The 17,453-nt window shown below is 67.7% G+C and carries 15 protein-coding genes; 3 read left to right on the forward strand and 12 right to left on the reverse strand.

The features are described 5' to 3' along the window. Positions 1 to 33: 33 nt before the first annotated feature. The 7 genes from AP428_RS23220 to AP428_RS23250 form a co-directional block, all read right to left on the reverse strand. The gene (locus AP428_RS23220; RefSeq protein WP_011548227.1) at positions 34 to 1,452 is read right to left on the reverse strand and encodes a protein-glutamate O-methyltransferase CheR; all 1,419 of its coding nucleotides are present in this window, start codon (positions 1,450 to 1,452) and stop codon (positions 34 to 36) included. Further along, positions 1,449 to 1,961, reverse strand: a complete 513-nt coding sequence (locus AP428_RS23225; protein ID WP_006479518.1) for a chemotaxis protein CheW — start codon at positions 1,959 to 1,961, stop codon at positions 1,449 to 1,451. Before AP428_RS23225 ends, AP428_RS23220 begins: the two co-directional genes overlap by 4 nt. Then, the gene (locus tag AP428_RS23230) at positions 1,958 to 3,634 is read right to left on the reverse strand and encodes a methyl-accepting chemotaxis protein (RefSeq protein ID WP_011548228.1); all 1,677 of its coding nucleotides are present in this window, start codon (positions 3,632 to 3,634) and stop codon (positions 1,958 to 1,960) included. Before AP428_RS23230 ends, AP428_RS23225 begins: the two co-directional genes overlap by 4 nt. 124 nt (positions 3,635 to 3,758) lie before the next feature. Further along, entirely contained in the window at positions 3,759 to 4,892 is a 1,134-nt protein-coding gene (locus tag AP428_RS23235) for a hybrid sensor histidine kinase/response regulator (RefSeq protein ID WP_006479520.1), read from the reverse strand. Positions 4,893 to 5,376: 484 nt separating this feature from the next. After that, positions 5,377 to 6,960, reverse strand: a complete 1,584-nt coding sequence (locus AP428_RS23240) for a Na+/H+ antiporter (RefSeq protein WP_011548229.1) — start codon at positions 6,958 to 6,960, stop codon at positions 5,377 to 5,379. Positions 6,961 to 7,189: 229 nt separating this feature from the next. Next, entirely contained in the window at positions 7,190 to 8,623 is a 1,434-nt protein-coding gene (locus tag AP428_RS23245; RefSeq protein ID WP_006479522.1) for an aldehyde dehydrogenase family protein, read from the reverse strand. Positions 8,624 to 8,651: 28 nt separating this feature from the next. Next, complete coding sequence (locus tag AP428_RS23250) at positions 8,652 to 10,292, reverse strand: acetolactate synthase large subunit (protein ID WP_011548230.1); 1,641 nt, start codon at positions 10,290 to 10,292, stop codon at positions 8,652 to 8,654. A 378-nt stretch (positions 10,293 to 10,670) separates the two neighbouring features. Here AP428_RS23250 and AP428_RS23255 point away from each other — a divergent pair, with 378 nt between their 5' ends. Both AP428_RS23255 and AP428_RS23260 read left to right on the forward strand, forming a co-directional pair. Continuing rightward, positions 10,671 to 11,009 (forward strand): type II toxin-antitoxin system RelE/ParE family toxin, encoded by a 339-nt coding sequence (locus AP428_RS23255; RefSeq protein WP_011548231.1) that lies wholly within the window; start codon positions 10,671 to 10,673, stop codon positions 11,007 to 11,009. A 3-nt stretch (positions 11,010 to 11,012) separates the two neighbouring features. After that, positions 11,013 to 11,312: an addiction module antidote protein gene (locus tag AP428_RS23260; RefSeq protein WP_006490972.1), complete on the forward strand. Its 300-nt coding sequence runs from the start codon at positions 11,013 to 11,015 to the stop codon at positions 11,310 to 11,312. A 48-nt stretch (positions 11,313 to 11,360) separates the two neighbouring features. Here the strand turns inward: AP428_RS23260 and AP428_RS23265 are convergent, their stop codons facing one another. From AP428_RS23265 to andAc, 5 genes are all read right to left on the reverse strand, one after another. Next, the gene (locus AP428_RS23265; RefSeq protein WP_011548233.1) at positions 11,361 to 12,647 is read right to left on the reverse strand and encodes a DUF445 domain-containing protein; all 1,287 of its coding nucleotides are present in this window, start codon (positions 12,645 to 12,647) and stop codon (positions 11,361 to 11,363) included. 152 nt (positions 12,648 to 12,799) lie between these two features. Then, positions 12,800 to 14,020, reverse strand: a complete 1,221-nt coding sequence (gene andAa, locus AP428_RS23270) for an anthranilate 1,2-dioxygenase system ferredoxin--NAD(+) reductase (protein WP_011548234.1) — start codon at positions 14,018 to 14,020, stop codon at positions 12,800 to 12,802. After that, positions 14,010 to 14,336 (reverse strand): anthranilate 1,2-dioxygenase ferredoxin subunit AndAb, encoded by a 327-nt coding sequence (andAb, locus tag AP428_RS23275; protein ID WP_006479527.1) that lies wholly within the window; start codon positions 14,334 to 14,336, stop codon positions 14,010 to 14,012. Before andAb ends, andAa begins: the two co-directional genes overlap by 11 nt. A gap of 35 nt (positions 14,337 to 14,371) precedes the next feature. Continuing rightward, positions 14,372 to 14,848, reverse strand: coding sequence for an anthranilate 1,2-dioxygenase small subunit AndAd (gene andAd / locus AP428_RS23280; RefSeq protein ID WP_011548235.1), 477 nt, complete (start codon positions 14,846 to 14,848; stop codon positions 14,372 to 14,374). Between the two features lie 14 nt (positions 14,849 to 14,862). Beyond that, the gene (gene andAc, locus AP428_RS23285) at positions 14,863 to 16,134 is read right to left on the reverse strand and encodes an anthranilate 1,2-dioxygenase large subunit AndAc (RefSeq protein WP_027811470.1); all 1,272 of its coding nucleotides are present in this window, start codon (positions 16,132 to 16,134) and stop codon (positions 14,863 to 14,865) included. 212 nt (positions 16,135 to 16,346) lie between these two features. Between andAc and andR the strand changes: the two genes are divergently transcribed. Beyond that, complete coding sequence (andR, locus tag AP428_RS23290; RefSeq protein WP_011694667.1) at positions 16,347 to 17,306, forward strand: anthranilate 1,2-dioxygenase regulatory protein AndR; 960 nt, start codon at positions 16,347 to 16,349, stop codon at positions 17,304 to 17,306. The last annotated feature ends 147 nt before the right edge of the window (positions 17,307 to 17,453 follow it).

The following is a 17,453-nucleotide window of genomic DNA, read 5'->3' on the forward strand; positions in this document are numbered from 1 at the left end:
CATCGCGGTGTCGGTCCCATTCCCGTCGTCGTGTCAGCCGGCCGAACGCCGGGCGCGTTCGAGCAGCCATTGCGCGCCCGCACGATCGCCGCCGACGTCGAGCAGCGTCGCGAGATGCGTCAGCGCCTCGTGATGCGTGGGGCGCAGGTACAGCGCCTTGCGGTAGAAGTCGCTCGCTTCCGCGGCGCGCCCGCGCGCATCCGCGATCAGTCCGTTCAGGTAGAACGCATCGGCATGCGGGCCAACGCGCGCTGAGAACTGCGCGAGCACGCGCTCGGCCTCGTCGAACGCGCCCGCGTTCGCCAGCGCCTGCGCATCCTCCAGCGTCGGCGCCTCGTCGAGCGTCGGCGCGATACCGTCGTTGGCCGGTGCGGCCGCCGCCGCGGCGGCCACCGCCAGGTCGGCCCGTGCGTCGATCGCAGCCGTCGTCACGGCCGGCGGCGGCACCGCAAACGGCTGACGCACGTCGCCGAGCCAGGCCGGCGGCGCGACGGCCAGCACCGGCCGCGGCGCGGCGAGCGGTGCGACCGTGAAGCGCTCCGCGCCCGGGTAAGGCGCCGCCGCGGACAGCGGCGCCGCCGGCCGCGCCGCGCAGGCATCGGCCGCCGCGCCGGCCGGCTCGCGATGAAACGCGAACGCCAGCGGCACACGCGCCGAGCGCATCCCGTGCCGCATCGCGACGCCCGTCTCCGCCGGACCGACGAACAGCATGCCGTCGTCGGCGAGACGCGCGTCGAGCGAGCGGATCACGCGATCCTGCGCATCGCGGTCGAAATAGATCAGTACGTTACGGCAGAACACGAAGTCGTAGCGAATGCCGGTATCGGCCACCGGTTCGACGAGGTTCGCATGACTGAACTGCACGCACGCGCGCACGCGCTCGTCGAGCAGCCAGCCGTCGCGGGTCGGCGTGAAATACCGCGTACGAAACTCCGTCGCCGTCCCGCGGAACGCATTGCGCCCGTAACAGCCGAGCCGCGCCTGCTCGATCGCACGCGCGCTGAGGTCGATCGCGTCGATCGTGAAGCTGGCCGGTTCGAGCCCCGCATCCAGCAATGCCATCGCCGCCGAATACGGTTCCTCGCCCGTCGAACACGGCGCGCTCAGTACGCGGATCACGCGGCCCGGCATCGCGGCGAGCCGTTCGGCGGCCAGCCGCGCGAGCGTCGCGAAGGCCTCGCGGTCGCGGAAGAACCACGTCTCGGGGACGACGAACAACTCAATCAGCGCACGCCGTTCGTCGGCCGACGCGTTGAGCTGCTGCCAGTACGCGTCGAGCGCTTCCGGCGTCACGGGCGGCCGCGCGGCCGACGGCACGCGCTCGCCGTCCGCCTGCAACGCATGCACGCGATCCGCCAGCGCCCGCATCAGGAAATCGTTGCCGAGCGAATCGGGGTCGATGCCGGTCTCGCGCAGCAACCAGCCGCGAAATCGCGATTCGGACATGTTCATGCGGACTCCTCCCCGTGGCCCGGCAGGCCGTCGAACAGATACAGGCGTGCAACGTCGTCGACCAGGTCGGGCACGGACACCTGCTGCACGACGCCGTCGGGCGTGTTCGCGACCCGCCCGAGCCAGCGCGTGCGCGCGGTCGAGATGCCGCTGGCGCGGAACGCCGCGCGGTCGATCCGCATCGTCTGCGTCGCGCGCTCCACGATCAGGCCGATCGTGCGCTCGCCATCGGCGTGACCGGCGCGATGACGCACCATCACGAGCCGCGTCGAGCGCAGCGCCTGCGCGCGCCGCCCGAGCGCCAGCATCGGCACGTCGATCACCGGCACCGGCTGGCCGCCGCGCATCAGCAGCCCGGCGATCCAGTCGGGCGCGCCGGGCACCGCCTTCATGACGGCGAGCGGCAGCACCTCGTCGATGCCGGCCGCGTCGAGCGCATAGCGCTCGCCGTCGAGCTCGAACATCAGGAACAGCGCGTGGGCGCCGTTCTGCGGATCGGCGCGCGTCACGCGTCGACCTTGAAGCGCGACACGCTGGTGCGCAACTGGTTCGCGACGAGCGTCAGATCGTCGATCGCCTGCGACGACTGGCGCAGCGACTCGGCCGTCTGCTGCGCGGCTTCCGACAGTTGCGACAGCGCCTGCGTGATCTGCTCGGCGCCGTTCGCCTGCGTCTGCATCCCTTCGTTGACCATCTGGAAGCGCGGCGCGAGGGTCTGCACCTCGGCGATGATCTGCGACAGCTGCCCGCCGACCTGCTGCACGTCGAGCATCCCGCGGCGTACTTCCTCGGAGAACTTGTCCATCCCCATCACGCCTGCCGACACGGCCGACTGGATTTCCTTGACCGTCTGCTCGATGTCGTAGGTCGCCACCGCCGTCTGGTCGGCCAGGCGGCGGATCTCGGTCGCGACGACCGCGAAGCCGCGGCCGTACTCGCCGGCCTTCTCGGCCTCGATCGCCGCGTTCAGCGACAGCAGGTTGGTCTGGTCGGCCACCTTGGTGATCGTCGCGACCACCTGGTTGATGTTCAGCGCCTTCTCGTTGAGGATCGCGAGCTTCGCGTTCACCGAGCCGGCCGCGTCCATCACGCTGCGCATCGTCTCGCCCATTCGCGTGAGCCCGCTCTGGCTCACGCCCGCGAGCGTCGCCGACTGCTCGGCCACGCCGGCCACTTCGTTCATCGTGCGCAGCAGGTCGCGCGACGTCGCGAAGATCTCGCGCGAGGTCGCGCCGATCTCGGTCGTCGTCGCCGCGGTCTCGTTCGCGGTCGCCTGCTGTTCGCGCGACGTCGCCGCGATCTCGGCCACCGACGTCGTCACCTGCATCGACGACTGCTGCGCGCGCGCGACCAGCTCGGTCAGCTCGTCGGCCATCCGGTTGAAGCCGGTTTCGAGCGTGCCGAATTCGTCGCGGCGGCGCAGATCGAGGCGATGGGTCAGGTTGCCGGTGCGCATCACGTCGTGCACCTCGACGAGCCGCGCCATCGGCACGGTGACCGAGCGGTACAGCATGTAGCCGAGCCCGAGCGCGGACAGCAGCATGATCGTCAGCGCGCCGACGAGCACGACTTCCGCGTCCTGCACGGATTCGCGGATCACCCTCGCGGACTGGTCCGCGAACTTGCGGTTCTCCTGGACCATGATGTTCGCGTCCTGCACGACCTCGGCCCACCCCGGCAACACCTTCGCGTAGGCGGCGATCGCTTCGTCGCGCGAGCCGCGGTGCCTCTGTACCGCGTCGGTCAACAGCGGCAGGTAGCGATCGTATGCGCCGCGAAACGTCGCAAAACGCGCACGGTCGTCGTCGCGGAAGATCGACGCCTGGTAGTCGACCGACAGCGATTCGACCTGCTTCGTCGCGTCCGCGATCTTCGCGAGATCGCGCTGCACGGCGTCGGGGTCGGTCTCGACGAAGGTCGCCTGCTGCAGCATGACGAACGTTTCGTTGACCGCCGCGCGCAGCGATGACGCGAGGTAGACGCCGGGCAACGAGTCGCGCTCGATGCTGACGGCTTCGGCGTTGATCGCGCGCAGTCGCTCGTACGACACGCCGGCTGTCACCAGCATCAGCACGAACAGCACGCCGAAGCTGAGCAGGATGCGATTGCCGAGCGTCAGCCGGGCAGCGCCGATCGTCGGATGCAGGCTTTCATTGGTCGCGCGGGGCGTCACGGTGGCCATGTTCGTTATGGGCTTTCTAAATTCTGCGTTGAAAAAATCCACACCCGCCTGCGCGCCGGAGGGCGCGCCACGAGCGCGTCGGGGTCTCGCGGGCGGCGCGGCGCCGGCAGGCCGCGCCGCGAAATCACCGCTCCGCTTGCGCCGGCAGCCGAAGCGCGACCATGAAGCCGCGCGCCGTATTGCGCATCAGGATCTGGCCGCGATGCCGCGCCGCCGTCGCGCGGACGAACGCGAGCCCGAGGCCGAAGCCGCCGCGCGCCGCGCCGTGCGCGGATTCGAGCTGCACGAACGACTCGGTCGCGGCCGTGCGCTGCTCCGGCGCGATGCCGGTGCCGGCATCCTCGACGCCGATCAGCCAGGCGCCGCCCTCGCCGGTCAGCGTGCAATGAACGTCCATCCCGGCCGGGCCGTACTTCAGCCCGTTGTCGACCAGGTTCGCGACCGCGCGCGTCAGCATCATGCGGTCGCCCATCGTCACGCACTCGGTATCCGGCACGTGCGCGATCACCCGGCAGCCGAGCCCGGCAGCCTTCTCCCACAGCTGGTCGACGGCGTCGAGCACGATCTCGTTGAGACTCACGACCTCGTGCGCGCGGCGCTCGGACTGCGCGCGGGTCAGGTGGATGAAGCCGTCGGCGAGCGCGAGCGCGCGCCGCGCATGGCCGGCGATGCGCTCCATGATCGCCGGCATGTCGCCGTGTTCGGTCCGGTAGACGTCGAGCAGCGCGAGGATCGACGTCTGCGGCGAACGCATGTCGTGCGACAGGAAATCGAGCGCCTCGTCGCGCTGGCGCGACATCAGGTACGAATTCGAGTGATAGCGGATGCGCGCGGTGAGCTCCATCGCGTCCGGAAGCTTCACCAGATAGTCGTTCGCGCCGGCGATGAACGCCTCGCGCTTGACGATCGGCTCCTCCTTCGCGGACAGCACGATGATCGGCACGCGTGCGGTGCCGGCGTCCGCGCGCCAGGCGCGCACGAGATCGAGGCCGTCGATCTCCGGCATCACGAGATCCTGCAGGATGACCGTCGGCTTCACGTCGCGCGCGACCGCCATCGCCCGATGTGCGTCGGTGCACACGTGCAGGTCGATGTCGTGCTCGCTGCGCAACGCGCGGCGGATCACCTCGCCGACGAACGGCTGGTCGTCGACGAGGAGGACCGATAACCCCGATTCGAGGCAATCCGAGGCATTATCACTGCTCGATTCTTTCATAAATACAGTTTCAAACGCCGAATCTCCAATCGATTCTTTCATAGGAGTTGTTTATCCGACTTGGACGCTATCTTATATTGGCAGTTGAAAAACCCGCCTGATTCCGCCGATTTGGCCTGTCGGCACTGCCTTGCGGGGCCTCGGACGCCGCTTGTTTCCCCGTCGGCGACCGCATTACCTCCGCATTCTTTCTCTCAATAAACATAACCGGCTGATTCTAAATGAAATTAGAACACAGCATCTATCTCCTTCCGGTTTAGTTTTGCCAAATATGCAGAAAGAGACGGAAACAGATAAATCGGATCATTTCCGGATTCGAAAGACGATAACGTTTGCGAGACCGCCGCCACGAGGTTTGCATGCGTTGCAAGGCTGGCGGCCGATCGTATTGAGGGCCGGATTCGAATAACCCGAATCGGCAGGCGGAAAAGAGACAATCGCGCAACGGGCGCTCGACCCGCGCGCGGCAGGGCCGGCAGGACGCCGGCCCGTGGTGCGATTCGCGAGCGGCGTGCCGCGCGCCCGCTTACCCTCGCGCGTGCTGCGCGGACACTTCCTGCAGGTCGAGATCGCGTTCGAGCGCGTGCAGCATCTCGTCGTGAATGCGCCCCGACCGGTGCAGGCGCAACAGTTCGGCGCGGCCCGCCCGGATCGCGGCCAGCACCACGTCGTAGTGCGCCATGCGCACTTCCGCCGGATATGCGGGCTCGTTCTTCGTCCGTTCGGTCAGCTCGGCGCGATACGTGTATTGCTCGAGCAGGCGCGGATGGATCACGACGCCGTTCTCGTCACGCACGAGCGGCTGGATCGCCGCGAGCTGCGCGGCTTCGACGTACGCCCACGTCTGCGGCTCAGTCAGGTGGTGCGCGGCGCGCTCTTCGCGCTGCGGCAGGCGCAGCAGCCGGATCAGCGGCCCGATCGTCGTGCCCTGCAGCAGCACGGTGACGAGGATCACCGCGAACGACGCGACCAGGATCACGTCGCGGCCGGGCAACGCCTCGGGTAGCGACAGCGCGATCGCCAGCGTCACCACGCCGCGCATGCCGGCCCAGCTCATGATCGTCGCGGCCTTCCAGTCGGGCGCCTCGCCGCGCCGCGCAAGGCCGCGCACCGGCCACTTCAGCGCCTCGACCGCGTAGATCCACACGAAGCGCGACAGGACCACCGCCGCCAGCACCGCGAGCACGGGCGGCACCATCGTGCCGAGCACCTGCTCGAAGCCGCCGAGCCGATGGATCGCGCCGCGCAGCGACAGCCCGATCAGCACGAACACCATCGCCTCGAGCAGGAACACGATGACCTGCCAGAACGCGGTGCCGCGCGTGCGCACGGCCGCCGAGAACACCTCGTGCTGATGCCAGCCGATGATCATGCCGGCCGTGACGGTCGAGATCACGCCCGACACCTCGACCATTTCGCCCGCGATGTACGCGATCCAGCCGGCGATCACCGCGACGGTGATCACGAGATAGTCGTCGTCGAGCAGCTTCAGGAACCACACCACGAGCTTGCCGACCACGAAGCCGACCACCACGCCGCCGAGCCCCAGCTCCGCGAAACGCACGACCGCGTGCTCGAGGCTGAACGCGCCGGTGAGCGCGGCCGCGACCGCGAAACGGAACAGCACGAGGCCGGCCGCGTCGTTCAGCAGGCTCTCGCCTTCGAGCAGCACCATCAACCGGCGCGGCAGCGCGACGCGTTCGAGCACGGCCTTCGCGGCGACCGCATCGGGCGGCGACACGATCGCGCCGAGCGCGAAGCACGCGGCCCACGGCAGCGCCGGCACGACCCAGTGCACGGCGAAGCCGACCGCGAACGTCGTGAATACCACCGCTCCGATCGCCAGCATCAGGATGCCGCCGACGTTGCGCTTGAATTCTTCCCACACGGAGAAGTACGCACCGTCCATCAGCAGCGGCGGCAGGAACACCAGCAGCACGAGCTCGGGATCGAGGTTGATCGGCGGCAGCCCGGGGATGAACGCGATGCCGATGCCGCCGATCAGCAGCGCGGCCGCGGGCGGCAGCCGCAGCCGCTTGGCGATGCATTCGAGCGCGACGATCGCGAGGAATGACAGCAGAACCAGCTTGAATGCCGAGACGGGGGACATGAATCGACCTCGTGAAGAATGAATTCGCGCGTTCCGGCGTCGTACCCGGTCGGCAGTTTCGCGCGATTACATCACGAGGGGAGGCTCGCAGTCGAGCCTGTTTCGGGCGGCCTGCCGCGTGGGGCACGCGCGGCGCCGTGCCGCTGCGCACGCCACCATGAAAAACGGCACGCGGGCCGGCCGATCGCCTGCCCGCGTGCCGTCATGGCACCGCGCCGCCTGCCGTGCGTTACCGGCGCCGCACGACCATCAGCCGCGGCTCGGTCATGTCCTCGATCGCGTAGCGGATGCCTTCGCGGCCGAGGCCCGAATCCTTCACGCCGCCGTACGGCATGTTGTCGACGCGGAACGACGGCACGTCGTTGATCACCACGCCGCCGACCTCCAGTTCGTCCCATGCGCGGTGCGCATGCGTGAGCGAATCGGTGAACACGCCGGCCTGCAGCCCGAAGTCGCTGTCGTTCACGCGGGCGAGCGCGTCGTCGAAGCGGTCGAACTTCTCGAGGATCGCGACCGGGCCGAACGCCTCCTTGCGGTACAGGTCCTGCTCGCGCCCGACGTTCTCCAGCAGCGTCGCCTCGAACATCGCGCCGTCGACCTTGCCGCCCGCGACGATCTTCGCGCCCGCCGCGACGGCCGCGTCCATCCAGCCCGACAGCCGGCGCGACTCGGATTCGGAGATCATCGGGCCAACGAAGGTCGACGGGTCCTTCGGATCGCCCATCTTCAGCGAACGCGTCTTCGCGATCAGCTTCTCGCGCAGCGCGTCGTAAAGATCCGCATGGACGAGAATCCGCTGCACGCCGATGCAGCTCTGGCCCGACTGGTAATACGCGCCGAACGCGAGCCGCTCGACCACGTAGTCGAGCCGGTCGCGCTGGTCCGCATCGACGATCGCGGCCGCGTTGCCGCCGAGTTCCAGCACGACTTTCTTCTTGCCGGCCTTCTCCTTCAGCGCCCAGCCGACGGCCGGCGAGCCGGTGAACGACAGCAGCTTGAAGCGCTCGTCGGTCGTAAACAGGTCGGCGCCGTCGCGATGCGCGGGCAGCACCGAGAACGCGCCCTTCGGCAGGTCGGTTTCCGCGAGCACCTCGCCGATGATCAGCGCGCCGATCGGCGTGCGGCTCGCGGGTTTCAGCACGAACGGGCAACCGGCCGCGAGCGCGGGGGCGACCTTGTGCGCGGCCAGGTTCAGCGGGAAGTTGAACGGCGAGATGAACGAGCACGGGCCGACCGGCACGCGCTTCGTGTAGCCCGTATAGCCCTGCGCCCGCGCGGAGATTTCGAGGTTGACGATCTCGCCGTCGATGCGCACCGATTCCTCGGACGCGACGCGGAACGTGTCGATCAGCCGCGTGACTTCGCCCTTCGAATCGTTGATCGGCTTGCCGGCCTCGATGCACAGCGCCTCGGCCAGCTCGTCGAAACGCTCGCGAAACCGCGCGACGCAATGATCGAGCACGGCCTGCCGCTGGTAGGCCGGCATCTCGCGCATCGGCTTCGTGGCGTCGACGGCCGCGGCGATCGCCGCATCGATCGCCTTCGCGTCGGCCAGCGCGACGCGCGTGGCGACCTTGCCGCTGAACTTGTCGGTCACCTCCAGATCGGTGTTCGCGTAGACGGCTTCGTTGGCGAGGTAGTACGGATAGGTTTCCTTCAACATGGAACGACTCCTTCCTGTGAACGGGAATTCAAAGTTGCGCCGACAGGCGCTTGATCTCGCGGTTCAGCACGCGCTCGTTGTCCGAGTAATCGATCGGCACGTCGATCACGTGCACGCCCGGCGACGAGAAGCACTCGCGCAGCAACGGCTCGAGATCGTCGGCCGACTCGACGCGATGCCCGTGCGCGCCGTAGCTTTGCGCGTACGACACGAAATCGGGGTTCTGCAGCGTCATCGCGAAATCGGGGAAATTCATGTTCTCCTGCTTCCAGCGGATCATCCCGAACGCATCGTCGCGCAGGATCATCACGACGATGTCGAGCTTCAGCCGCACGGCCGTTTCGAGCTCCTGCGAATTCATCATGAAGCCGCCGTCGCCGCACACGGCGATCACCTTGCGCTGCGGATGCACGATCTTCGTCGCGATCGCCGACGGCAGGCCCGCGCCCATCGACGCGAGCGCGTTGTCGAGCAGCAGCGAGTTCGGCTCGTGCGCACGCCAGTAGCGCGCGAACCAGATCTTGTACATCCCGTTGTCGAGACAGACGATGCCGTCGACCGGCAACGCGTTGTACAGGTCGTTGACGATCCGCACCGGGTACATCGGGAACCGCGGGTCGTGCTGGCCTTTTTCCAGGTGCGCGTCGAAATGCGCCTTGATCATCTTGAAGCGCTCGAAATCCCAGTGCGATTGCGGCGTCAGCGCCTCCTTCATCTGCCACACCGCATTCGCGATGTCGCCGACCACCTCGATCTGCGGGAAATAGACGGGATCGACCTGCGCGCCGAGGAAGTTCACGTGGATCACGGTCTTGTCGTCGGTGCGCATGAAGAACGGCGGCTTCTCGATCACGTCGTGGCCGACGTTGATGATGCAATCCGCCTGCTCGATCGCGCGATGCACGAAGTCGCCGTCGGACAGCGTCGCGTTGCCGAGCCACAGCGGGTGCGTCTCGTCGATCACGCCCTTGCCCATCTGTGTCGTGAAGAACGGGATGCCCGTCTTGTCGACGAATTCGAGCAGCATCTTGCAAGTGGTCTTGCGGTTGCCGCCCGCGCCGATCATCAGCAGCGGATGGCGCGCGGCCTGGATCGCGTCGACCGCGTGCGCGACCGCCTTCTCCTCGGCCACCGGCCGCCGGCTGTAGCTGCGCGGGATCGGCTTGCCGTCGCCCTCCTCGTGCGCAATGTCCTCGGGCAGTTCGAGGTGCGCGGCGCCCGGGCGCTCCTCCTCCGCGCGGCGGAACGCCTCGCGCACCGCCGACGGGATGTTGCCGATCGACACGATCTGCCGCGTGAACTTCGTGAGCGGCTGCATCATGTCGACCACGTCGACGATCTGGAAGTGGCCCTGCTTGCTGGACTTGATCGGCTTCTGCCCGGTGATCATCAGCATCGGCATCCCGCCGAGCTGCGCATACGCGGCGGCCGTCACGAAGTTCGTCGCGCCCGGCCCGAGCGTCGCGAGACACACGCCGGTGCGGCCCGTGAGGCGGCCGTAGGTGGCGGCCATGAACCCGGCCGCCTGCTCGTGCCGGGTCAGCACGAGCTTGATCTTCGATCGCCGCAGCGATTCGAGCAGATCGAGGTTTTCCTCGCCGGGAATGCCGAACACGTACTCGACGCCTTCGGCTTCCAGCGCCTTCACGAACAGATCCGATGCTTTCATGGGGACTCTCGGTTATGCCGCCTGCCCGGCCTACGGACACGCGGCGTTCAGGACGCGCGCCGGCCTACGGCACGCGGACGCCTTACCTACTGGACACAGACCACGGCACTGCTCGCCGCGCAACACGCGATGCTCGATGCGTGATGCGCGGCGGCGCCTCCGGATACCGGAGGACGAACGGACCCGCCCGCACGCGGCAAGCACGCGCGGGCGGCAAAGACGTTTTTGATTGTAGACGGATTCGCGAGATTCCGACTTCGACCGGATGGCCGGCTCCCGCCGCGCGACGGGATCGGCCTGACGGCCAATTCCACCTCGAACGACGCGCGCGGCGCTACCGTAGGCGCAACCGAATTCCATTCATCGAACATGTGAACCATGGTTGACATCCTGCAATCCGTGCCCTACAGTGCGCCTACGTTCAGCATCCGGACCACCGACGTCTTCGAAGCGTGGTTCGCCGGCCTGCCGGATCGCGTCGCGCGGCGGCGCATCCAGGCGCGCATCGACCGTCTGTCGATGGGCAATCCGGGCGACTGGAAATCCGCCGGCTCCCCCGTCGTCGAAATGCGTATCGACCACGGCCCCGGCTATCGCGTCTATTACGTGAGGCGCGGAACGATATGGGTCATCCTGCTCTGCGGCGGCGATAAATCGACGCAACAGGCCGACATCCGCGCCGCGCACGCAATGCCCGCGCACCTCGACATGGAGTGATCGATGGACAAGATCAAGACGCGGCCGTGGGATTCGGCCGAACACCTGAAAACCGAAGACGACATGGCCGACTACTTCGACGCCTGCCTGCAGGAGGCCGGCGACGATCCGGCCTTCATCGCGCATGCGCTCGGCGTGATCGCCCGTGCCCGCGGCATGTCGCAGGTCGCCCGCGATGCGGGCCTGTCGCGCGAAGGGCTGTACAAGGCGCTGTCGCACGACGGCAATCCGAGCTTCGGCACGATCCTGAAGGTCATCAAGGCGCTCGGCCTGCAATTGCACGGCGCCAAGGCTGCCGCGTGAGCCGGCGGTGCACGGCGTCGCGCCGCGGGTGCAATGCCCGTACCCGCGTCAGTGCAGCCACCCGGCCGCCCAGCGCGGCACCAGCGACACCAGATACAACCCGAGCCCGATCAGCCCGCCGACCAGCGTGCCGTTGATCCGGATGTATTGCAGATCCTTGCCGATGTTCAGCTCGATCTGTCGCGACATCTCGCGCGCATCCCAGTTGCGCACCGTGTCGCGAATGTGGCGCATCAGGAAATCGGCGAAATCGGGCGCCATCTCGTGCACGGCCCGCTCCACATGCTCGTTCAGCGACGCACGCAGCGCCGGGCTCCCGGCGAGCCGCGCGCCGAGCCAGCCGCCCAGCGTCGCGGCCTGCCGGTGCAGCGCCGAATCGGGGCGGGCGAGATCGGCCTTCAGCCACGCACGCAACTGGTCCCACAAGTCGCGCACATACTCGTTGAACGCATCGCCGTCGCGAATATAGCGCTTGATCTCCTCGCCCTTCGCGATGAACGCAGGGTCGTGCTTCAGCCGCTCGGTCAGCCGCACGACCGTCCGGTCGAAGCGTTGCCGCAGCTCGTGCTCGGGGTCGGCCGCCACGCCTTCGAGCACGCGGCTCACCGCGCTCGCGAGCATGCGCGCGCCGTTCTCGCCGAACCACTGCGTCGGCATGATCTTCTCGACCTTCGGGTATTGCGTCTTCAGCCACTCGACGATGAAGCCCGCGATCACCTCGCGGTTCTCTTCCTTGTCGAGCACGTCGACCACCTGTTCGATCGCGTCGTCGAGCAGCGCCTGGTGGCGGCCGTCCTTCGTCAGCGTATCGAGGATCGCGCCGGCCGATTGCGACAGGTCGACCCGGTCGATCACCGCGCGGAATGCATCGTGGACGAACGACTGGATCCGCGCGTCGTCGGTCATGTCGAGCGCGAAGCTCATCAGCTTCGTCACGTAGCCGCCGAGCGCGTCGGTGTTCGCCGGCTCGCCGAGCCACGCGCCGAGCTTCTGCGCGGGATCGTGCTGGCGGATCTGCGCGGCGAGCGCATCGGGGCCGAGGAATTTCTCGCGCACGAATACCGCGAGGTTGTCGGCGATCTTGTCCTTGTTCTTCGGAATGATCTCGGTATGGCGCGACACGAACGGGATCGGTACGCGACGGAACAGTGCGACGACCGCGAACCAGTCGGCGAGCGCACCGACCATCGCGGCTTCGGCGACGGCCTTGAAACCGTCGACCCACGGGCCGCGCGGCAGCAGGATGGTGGTGACGAACACCGCGACGGCGGCCAGGAGCAGCCATAGCGCGCGGCGCTTGCTGCGTTTCAGTTCGAGAGCTTTGTCTGGCGTCATGGGCGACCGGTGAAACGGCAATGCCGCTAATATGCACCGATCGCCGACCGACGACAAACCCGCACGCCGGGCATGCCGCCCGGCACGGGCTTCGCCCACGTGCCAGTTGCCCGGTGCGAACGCGGCCACGCCGGCCGCGTTCGTTCACCGCGTCACAGAAACGTTTTCAGGTTCACCGCCGGATCGGCCAGCTTCACCGGATCGGGCACCGCCCCTGCCGCGATCAGCCGGCGCGACGCACCGATGTCGCGCCCCAGGTTCGCCGCGGCCACCGCGACGATCCTGCCGTCGTCGCCGAGCCCGAACACCGTGAACGGCCCGCTTGCCGGATCGCCGCGCACGACGATCGTGCGCTCGCTGCCGAACAGCCCGAGCATCTGCAGGTTGCAGTCGTACTGATCGGACCACAGCCACGGCAGCTCGGCATAGGTCTCGTCGGCGCCGAGCAGGTTCGCGGCCGCGACGGCTGGCTGGTTTTCGGCCACCTGCCACGATTCGATCCGCACATGCCGCCCGAGCAGCGGGTTGAAGTGCATCGTCACCTCGCCGGCCGCGAAGATCGCGGCATCGGCCGTGCGGCAGCCTGCGTCGACGCGTATCCCGTTGTCGACGTCGAGCCCGGCCGCCTGCGCCAGCTCGACGTTGGGCACGACGCCGATGCCGACCACGACGATGTCGGCCGGCACGTCGCCGCGATCGGTCTCGACGACCGCGTCGCCGCCCGGCGCGCGCCGAATCGCGCGCGGCAGCGTCGCCAACTGGAAGATCACGCCGCGCGCCTCGTGCAACCGGCGCGCGTAAGCACCGACCACTTCCGGCAACGCGCGCTGCAGCAACCGCGGCGCCGGGTCGATTACCGTCACGTCACAACCGAGCTGGCGTGCCGCCGCCGCGACCTCGAGGCCGATGAAGCCGCCGCCGAGCACCGCCACGCGGCGCCCGGGCGCCAGTCGCGCACGCAACGCACGCGCATCGTCGACCGTGCGGACGTAGTGCACCGCGACACCTTCGTCGATCGCCCCGCCGAACGGGCGCACGCGCGAGCCCGTCGCGAGCACGAGCTGGCCGTACGGCACCGTCGCACCGTCGTCGAGCCGCACCCGCCGCGCGTCGCGCTCGATCGCGTCGACCCGCGTGCCGAGCCGCAGCTCGATACGCTGCGTGTCGTACCACGCGGCATCGCGGATGAACGCGCGCCGTTCGCCGCCGTCCGTCAGCAGCGCGTCCTTCGACAGCGCCGGCCGGTCGTACGGCAGCTCGCGCTCCGCGCCGATCATCACGATGCGCGCCGTTGCATCGCGTTCGCGCAGTGCTTCTGCCGTACGCCGCGCCGCGTGGCCGGCGCCGACGATCACGAACGGATCAGCCGACATTGACTTCCACCTGCCCGTCGACGATCCGGATCGGATAGGTCCGCACCGGCTCGGTGATCGGCGCGCATTTCGGCGCGCCGGTGCGAATGTCGATCAGCCCCTGGTGCAGCGGGCATTCGACGCAGCCGTCCTCCACATAGCCTTCGGACAGCCGCGCATGGCCGTGCGTGCAGAGGTCGTGCATCGCGAACAGTTCGTCGCCGATCCGGAACACGGCGATCGGCTTCTGGCCGGCGACCCGCGCCGCCGGTTCGTCTTCGGAAAATTCGTCGAAAGCGCCGAGCGGATGCCACTCGGCCAGCGTTGCTTCGGTCATGTCGGTTCCTTGCTTCGTCAGAGCGGTCAGATCGGTCAGATCGGCGTCGCGAGCAGCGTCTGCACGCGCGACGTGTCGTAGATCACGCGCTTGGTCTTGTAGCGCCAGCCGTCGGGCGTGCGCACGACCGTGTCGTAGTACTTGCCGGCCTGGTACACGTTCGATTCGCCGTTGCTGCGCGTCTGCACGACCACGTAATTGCTCTCGGTATCGAATTCGCCGTCGCGTTCGGCGACGATCGTCAGGCCCGACGTCATGTGCCGGTACGTGTGCTCCTCGTAGATGTTCGCGTGCCGCAGCGACACCACGCGGTCGCGCAGCATCCGCTGGTTCGTGCAGTGCACGATCCCGACCGGCAGCCCGAGATCGGCGTTCTCCTTCGGCACGATCTCGTACGTGCAGTCCTCGGTGAACATCTCCGGCCAGTGTTCGAGCCGGTCGTTGTCGAGGTGCCCGATGTAGCGGTTCTGGAGCATGTAAATCTCGAACCACGTCTTCATGTCTTCCGTCATTTTTTGCTCCCGCCTCAATAGCCCATCAGCTTCTGGTAGCCGACCCAGAACTTGCGGATCAGGCTCTCGGTGATCACCGTGTCCTGCTGGTCCGGATTGCCGCGCGACATCTCGATCACCGACGTCGCGTCGGCATCGCGCACCGTGCCGCGCTGCACGAGCTCGGTCGCCTCCGTGTCTTCCATCGAGATGTAGCCGGCCGGCCCGACGAGGTTCGCCTGCTTGATGCGCAGCGCGCGCAGCTCGGGCGTGTCGTCCGCATAGCCGAAGAAGTGGAAGATCAACTCGAAGTTGTCGGGGCCCTTCGGCAGGATCTGCCGCGCGACCAGCGTGTTGTGGATCTGCTGGATCACGAGCTGCGGAAAGATCGGCTGGATATGGTTCGTGCAGTCCTCGTCGTATTCGGACACGAGATCGAGGATCGATTCGTCTTCCAGATGGAAGCCCTCGTCGAACGAACGGATGTTCTGCTGCTTGTACGCGGCCGACGTATCGTCGCCCGTCTTCGTCACCGTGATGATGCTGTGCAGCCCGTGGTTCGCATCCGGAATCGAGCGCGCCTTCATCCCGACGCGGAAGATGTTGAAGGTCGTATGGAACAGATGCAGCATGCTCGCGTGATACGGGTCCTTCACGTTCTCCATGTACAGCTTCCAGTTCGACTTCGAATACTGGCGCGTACAGCCGAGATACTCGATCGGCTTGTGGAAGATCCGGTCGATCCACGGGCGCATCTGCTCGCCGAGATACTCGGGCAGCGGCGCCACTTCATCGCTGAAGGTCGCGAACACGAGCCCGCGATAGCTGTCCACGCGCAGCTTGCGCAGCCCGTGCTGCTTCGGGTCGAAATCGGCCGGCATCCCGGTCATCCCCTTCTGGCCGCGCCGGAACGGCACGCCGAGCAGGTTGCCCTGGTTGTCGAAGCTCCACTGGTGATACACGCACGTGTGCGAACTCGCGTTGCCGCGCGACTTGCGGCACACCTGCGCGCCGCGGTGCGCGCAGCGGTTCACCCACGCGGACAGCGTGCCGTCCTCGGTGCGCGTGACGACCACCGGCGTGTCGCCGACGAACGTGCTCTTGAAGTCGCCGGCGTTCGGAATTTCCGCTTCGAGCGCGACGAAATTCCACGTCGGCCCGCGGAAGATGCGTTCCTGCTCGCGATCGTAGACCGCCCGCGAGCTGAACACCTTGTACGGCACGCGCGAGCCGTCGTCGTGCGGGAAGGTCACGTCGGACGCGTCGCCGCGCGCGGCGAAAACGACGGGCGATTCTGTCTGCTCCATGTCGGACTCCTTGTGGTTCCGTTGCGTTGAATGCATGGAGCCGATTTTTGAAAAGCTAATATTCGGCGTCTATCCGGAAAGTGCGATTGCGGCGGCGCAATATCCACTTTCGGCGGATTTCTGCGCTAGCATGGCGGCACACGCGGCCGCCGCACGATCGCGACCCATTCGTCGGATCGAAGCGCGCGTCGTCCATACCAAGGCACAGGCCCATGTCCCCAACGTCGTTCGAGCCGCTCGCGCTGCGCGCGCACCGGCTGTTCGAATCCCGCGATCTCGACGAGACGCGCGAGCGAATCTCGCGCGTGATGCAGCCGCACGCGCTGCTGCCGAGCGGCCGTGTGCGGGGTGCGTCGCACATGGATTTCGTCAAGCTGGGCGGGCTCGGGATCGGCACGATCGCGTTCGGCGACGCGATGCGCGTGCAGGTCGATGCCGTCGACGGCTACTACCTGCTGATGTTCTGCCTGTCCGGGCAGGCCGAAGTGCGCGCGATGGGGCGGCAACTCGGCGTCGATGGCCAGACCGGCGTGCTGTGCGCGCCCGGCGAGCGCTTCGACGCGGTGCTGTCGGCCGATTGCGAGCAGTTCGTGCTGCGCATCGACGCGGCGACCGTCGGCGCGCTGACCGGCAACCCGCGCGCGATGCTCGACCCGGTGCTGCACGTGAGCGACACCGCACTCGCCGCGTGGCGCCAGCAACTGATGCTCGTCGCGCGGTCGCCCGAGCTGCTGGAACGTGCGAACGCGAACCCGCGGGTCGCGTCGCAGCTCGAGCATCTGCTGATCGACCTGCTGATCGAAGGCCATCCGCCGTCGGTGCTGCAGGCGGCGCACCGCGACCCGGCGCCGGGTTTCGTGCGGCGCGCGCAGGAGTTCGTCGATGCGCACTACGCGCAGCCGCTGCAGCTCGCCGATATCGTCCAGGCCGCCAACGTGCCCGAACGGACGCTGCGCGATGCGTTCCTGCAATTCCGCGGGATGAGCCCGATGCAATACCTGCGCGCGACGCGGCTCGCGCACGCGCGCGAACTGCTGCGCGGCGCGGCATCGGACCGGCGGATTGCCGATATCGCGCTCGATTGCGGGTTTACCCACCTGGGCCGGTTCGCGATCGCGTATCGGGAGAAGTTCGGCGAATCGCCGTCGGAAACGCTCGACGCCAGGCGCTGAAGCAGCCGTCCGCGCGCCGCTCCACGCCGCACGCGGCGTTTCGCGCGCCGTCCTGCCAATCGCTGTCTCCACCATTCGCCTTTCGTTCGTGCGGGCGACCGCGCTCCGAGCGACGGTCGGCCCTCGCTCCCGCGACGACGTCGGGAT

Source organism: Burkholderia sp. E168m22 (assembly GCF_001319805.1).
GTDB lineage: Bacteria > Pseudomonadota > Gammaproteobacteria > Burkholderiales > Burkholderiaceae > Burkholderia > Burkholderia orbicola.

What these genes read in the sequence shown, in the direction of transcription:
- AP428_RS23255 (WP_011548231.1), top strand. Translation starts at nt 10,671, where the DNA reads ATGGTTGACATCCTGCAATCCGTGCCCTACAGTGCGCCTACGTTCAGC.
- AP428_RS23220 (WP_011548227.1), bottom strand. Translation starts at nt 1,452, where the DNA reads ATGAACATGTCCGAATCGCGATTTCGCGGCTGGTTGCTGCGCGAGACC.
- andR (WP_011694667.1), top strand. Translation starts at nt 16,347, where the DNA reads ATGTCCCCAACGTCGTTCGAGCCGCTCGCGCTGCGCGCGCACCGGCTG.
- AP428_RS23230 (WP_011548228.1), bottom strand. Translation starts at nt 3,634, where the DNA reads ATGGCCACCGTGACGCCCCGCGCGACCAATGAAAGCCTGCATCCGACG.
- AP428_RS23245 (WP_006479522.1), bottom strand. Translation starts at nt 8,623, where the DNA reads ATGTTGAAGGAAACCTATCCGTACTACCTCGCCAACGAAGCCGTCTAC.
- andAd (WP_011548235.1), bottom strand. Translation starts at nt 14,848, where the DNA reads ATGACGGAAGACATGAAGACGTGGTTCGAGATTTACATGCTCCAGAAC.
- AP428_RS23240 (WP_011548229.1), bottom strand. Translation starts at nt 6,960, where the DNA reads ATGTCCCCCGTCTCGGCATTCAAGCTGGTTCTGCTGTCATTCCTCGCG.
- AP428_RS23250 (WP_011548230.1), bottom strand. Translation starts at nt 10,292, where the DNA reads ATGAAAGCATCGGATCTGTTCGTGAAGGCGCTGGAAGCCGAAGGCGTC.
- andAa (WP_011548234.1), bottom strand. Translation starts at nt 14,020, where the DNA reads ATGTCGGCTGATCCGTTCGTGATCGTCGGCGCCGGCCACGCGGCGCGG.
- andAc (WP_027811470.1), bottom strand. Translation starts at nt 16,134, where the DNA reads ATGGAGCAGACAGAATCGCCCGTCGTTTTCGCCGCGCGCGGCGACGCG.
- AP428_RS23235 (WP_006479520.1), bottom strand. Translation starts at nt 4,892, where the DNA reads ATGAAAGAATCGATTGGAGATTCGGCGTTTGAAACTGTATTTATGAAA.
- AP428_RS23265 (WP_011548233.1), bottom strand. Translation starts at nt 12,647, where the DNA reads ATGACGCCAGACAAAGCTCTCGAACTGAAACGCAGCAAGCGCCGCGCG.
- AP428_RS23260 (WP_006490972.1), top strand. Translation starts at nt 11,013, where the DNA reads ATGGACAAGATCAAGACGCGGCCGTGGGATTCGGCCGAACACCTGAAA.
- andAb (WP_006479527.1), bottom strand. Translation starts at nt 14,336, where the DNA reads ATGACCGAAGCAACGCTGGCCGAGTGGCATCCGCTCGGCGCTTTCGAC.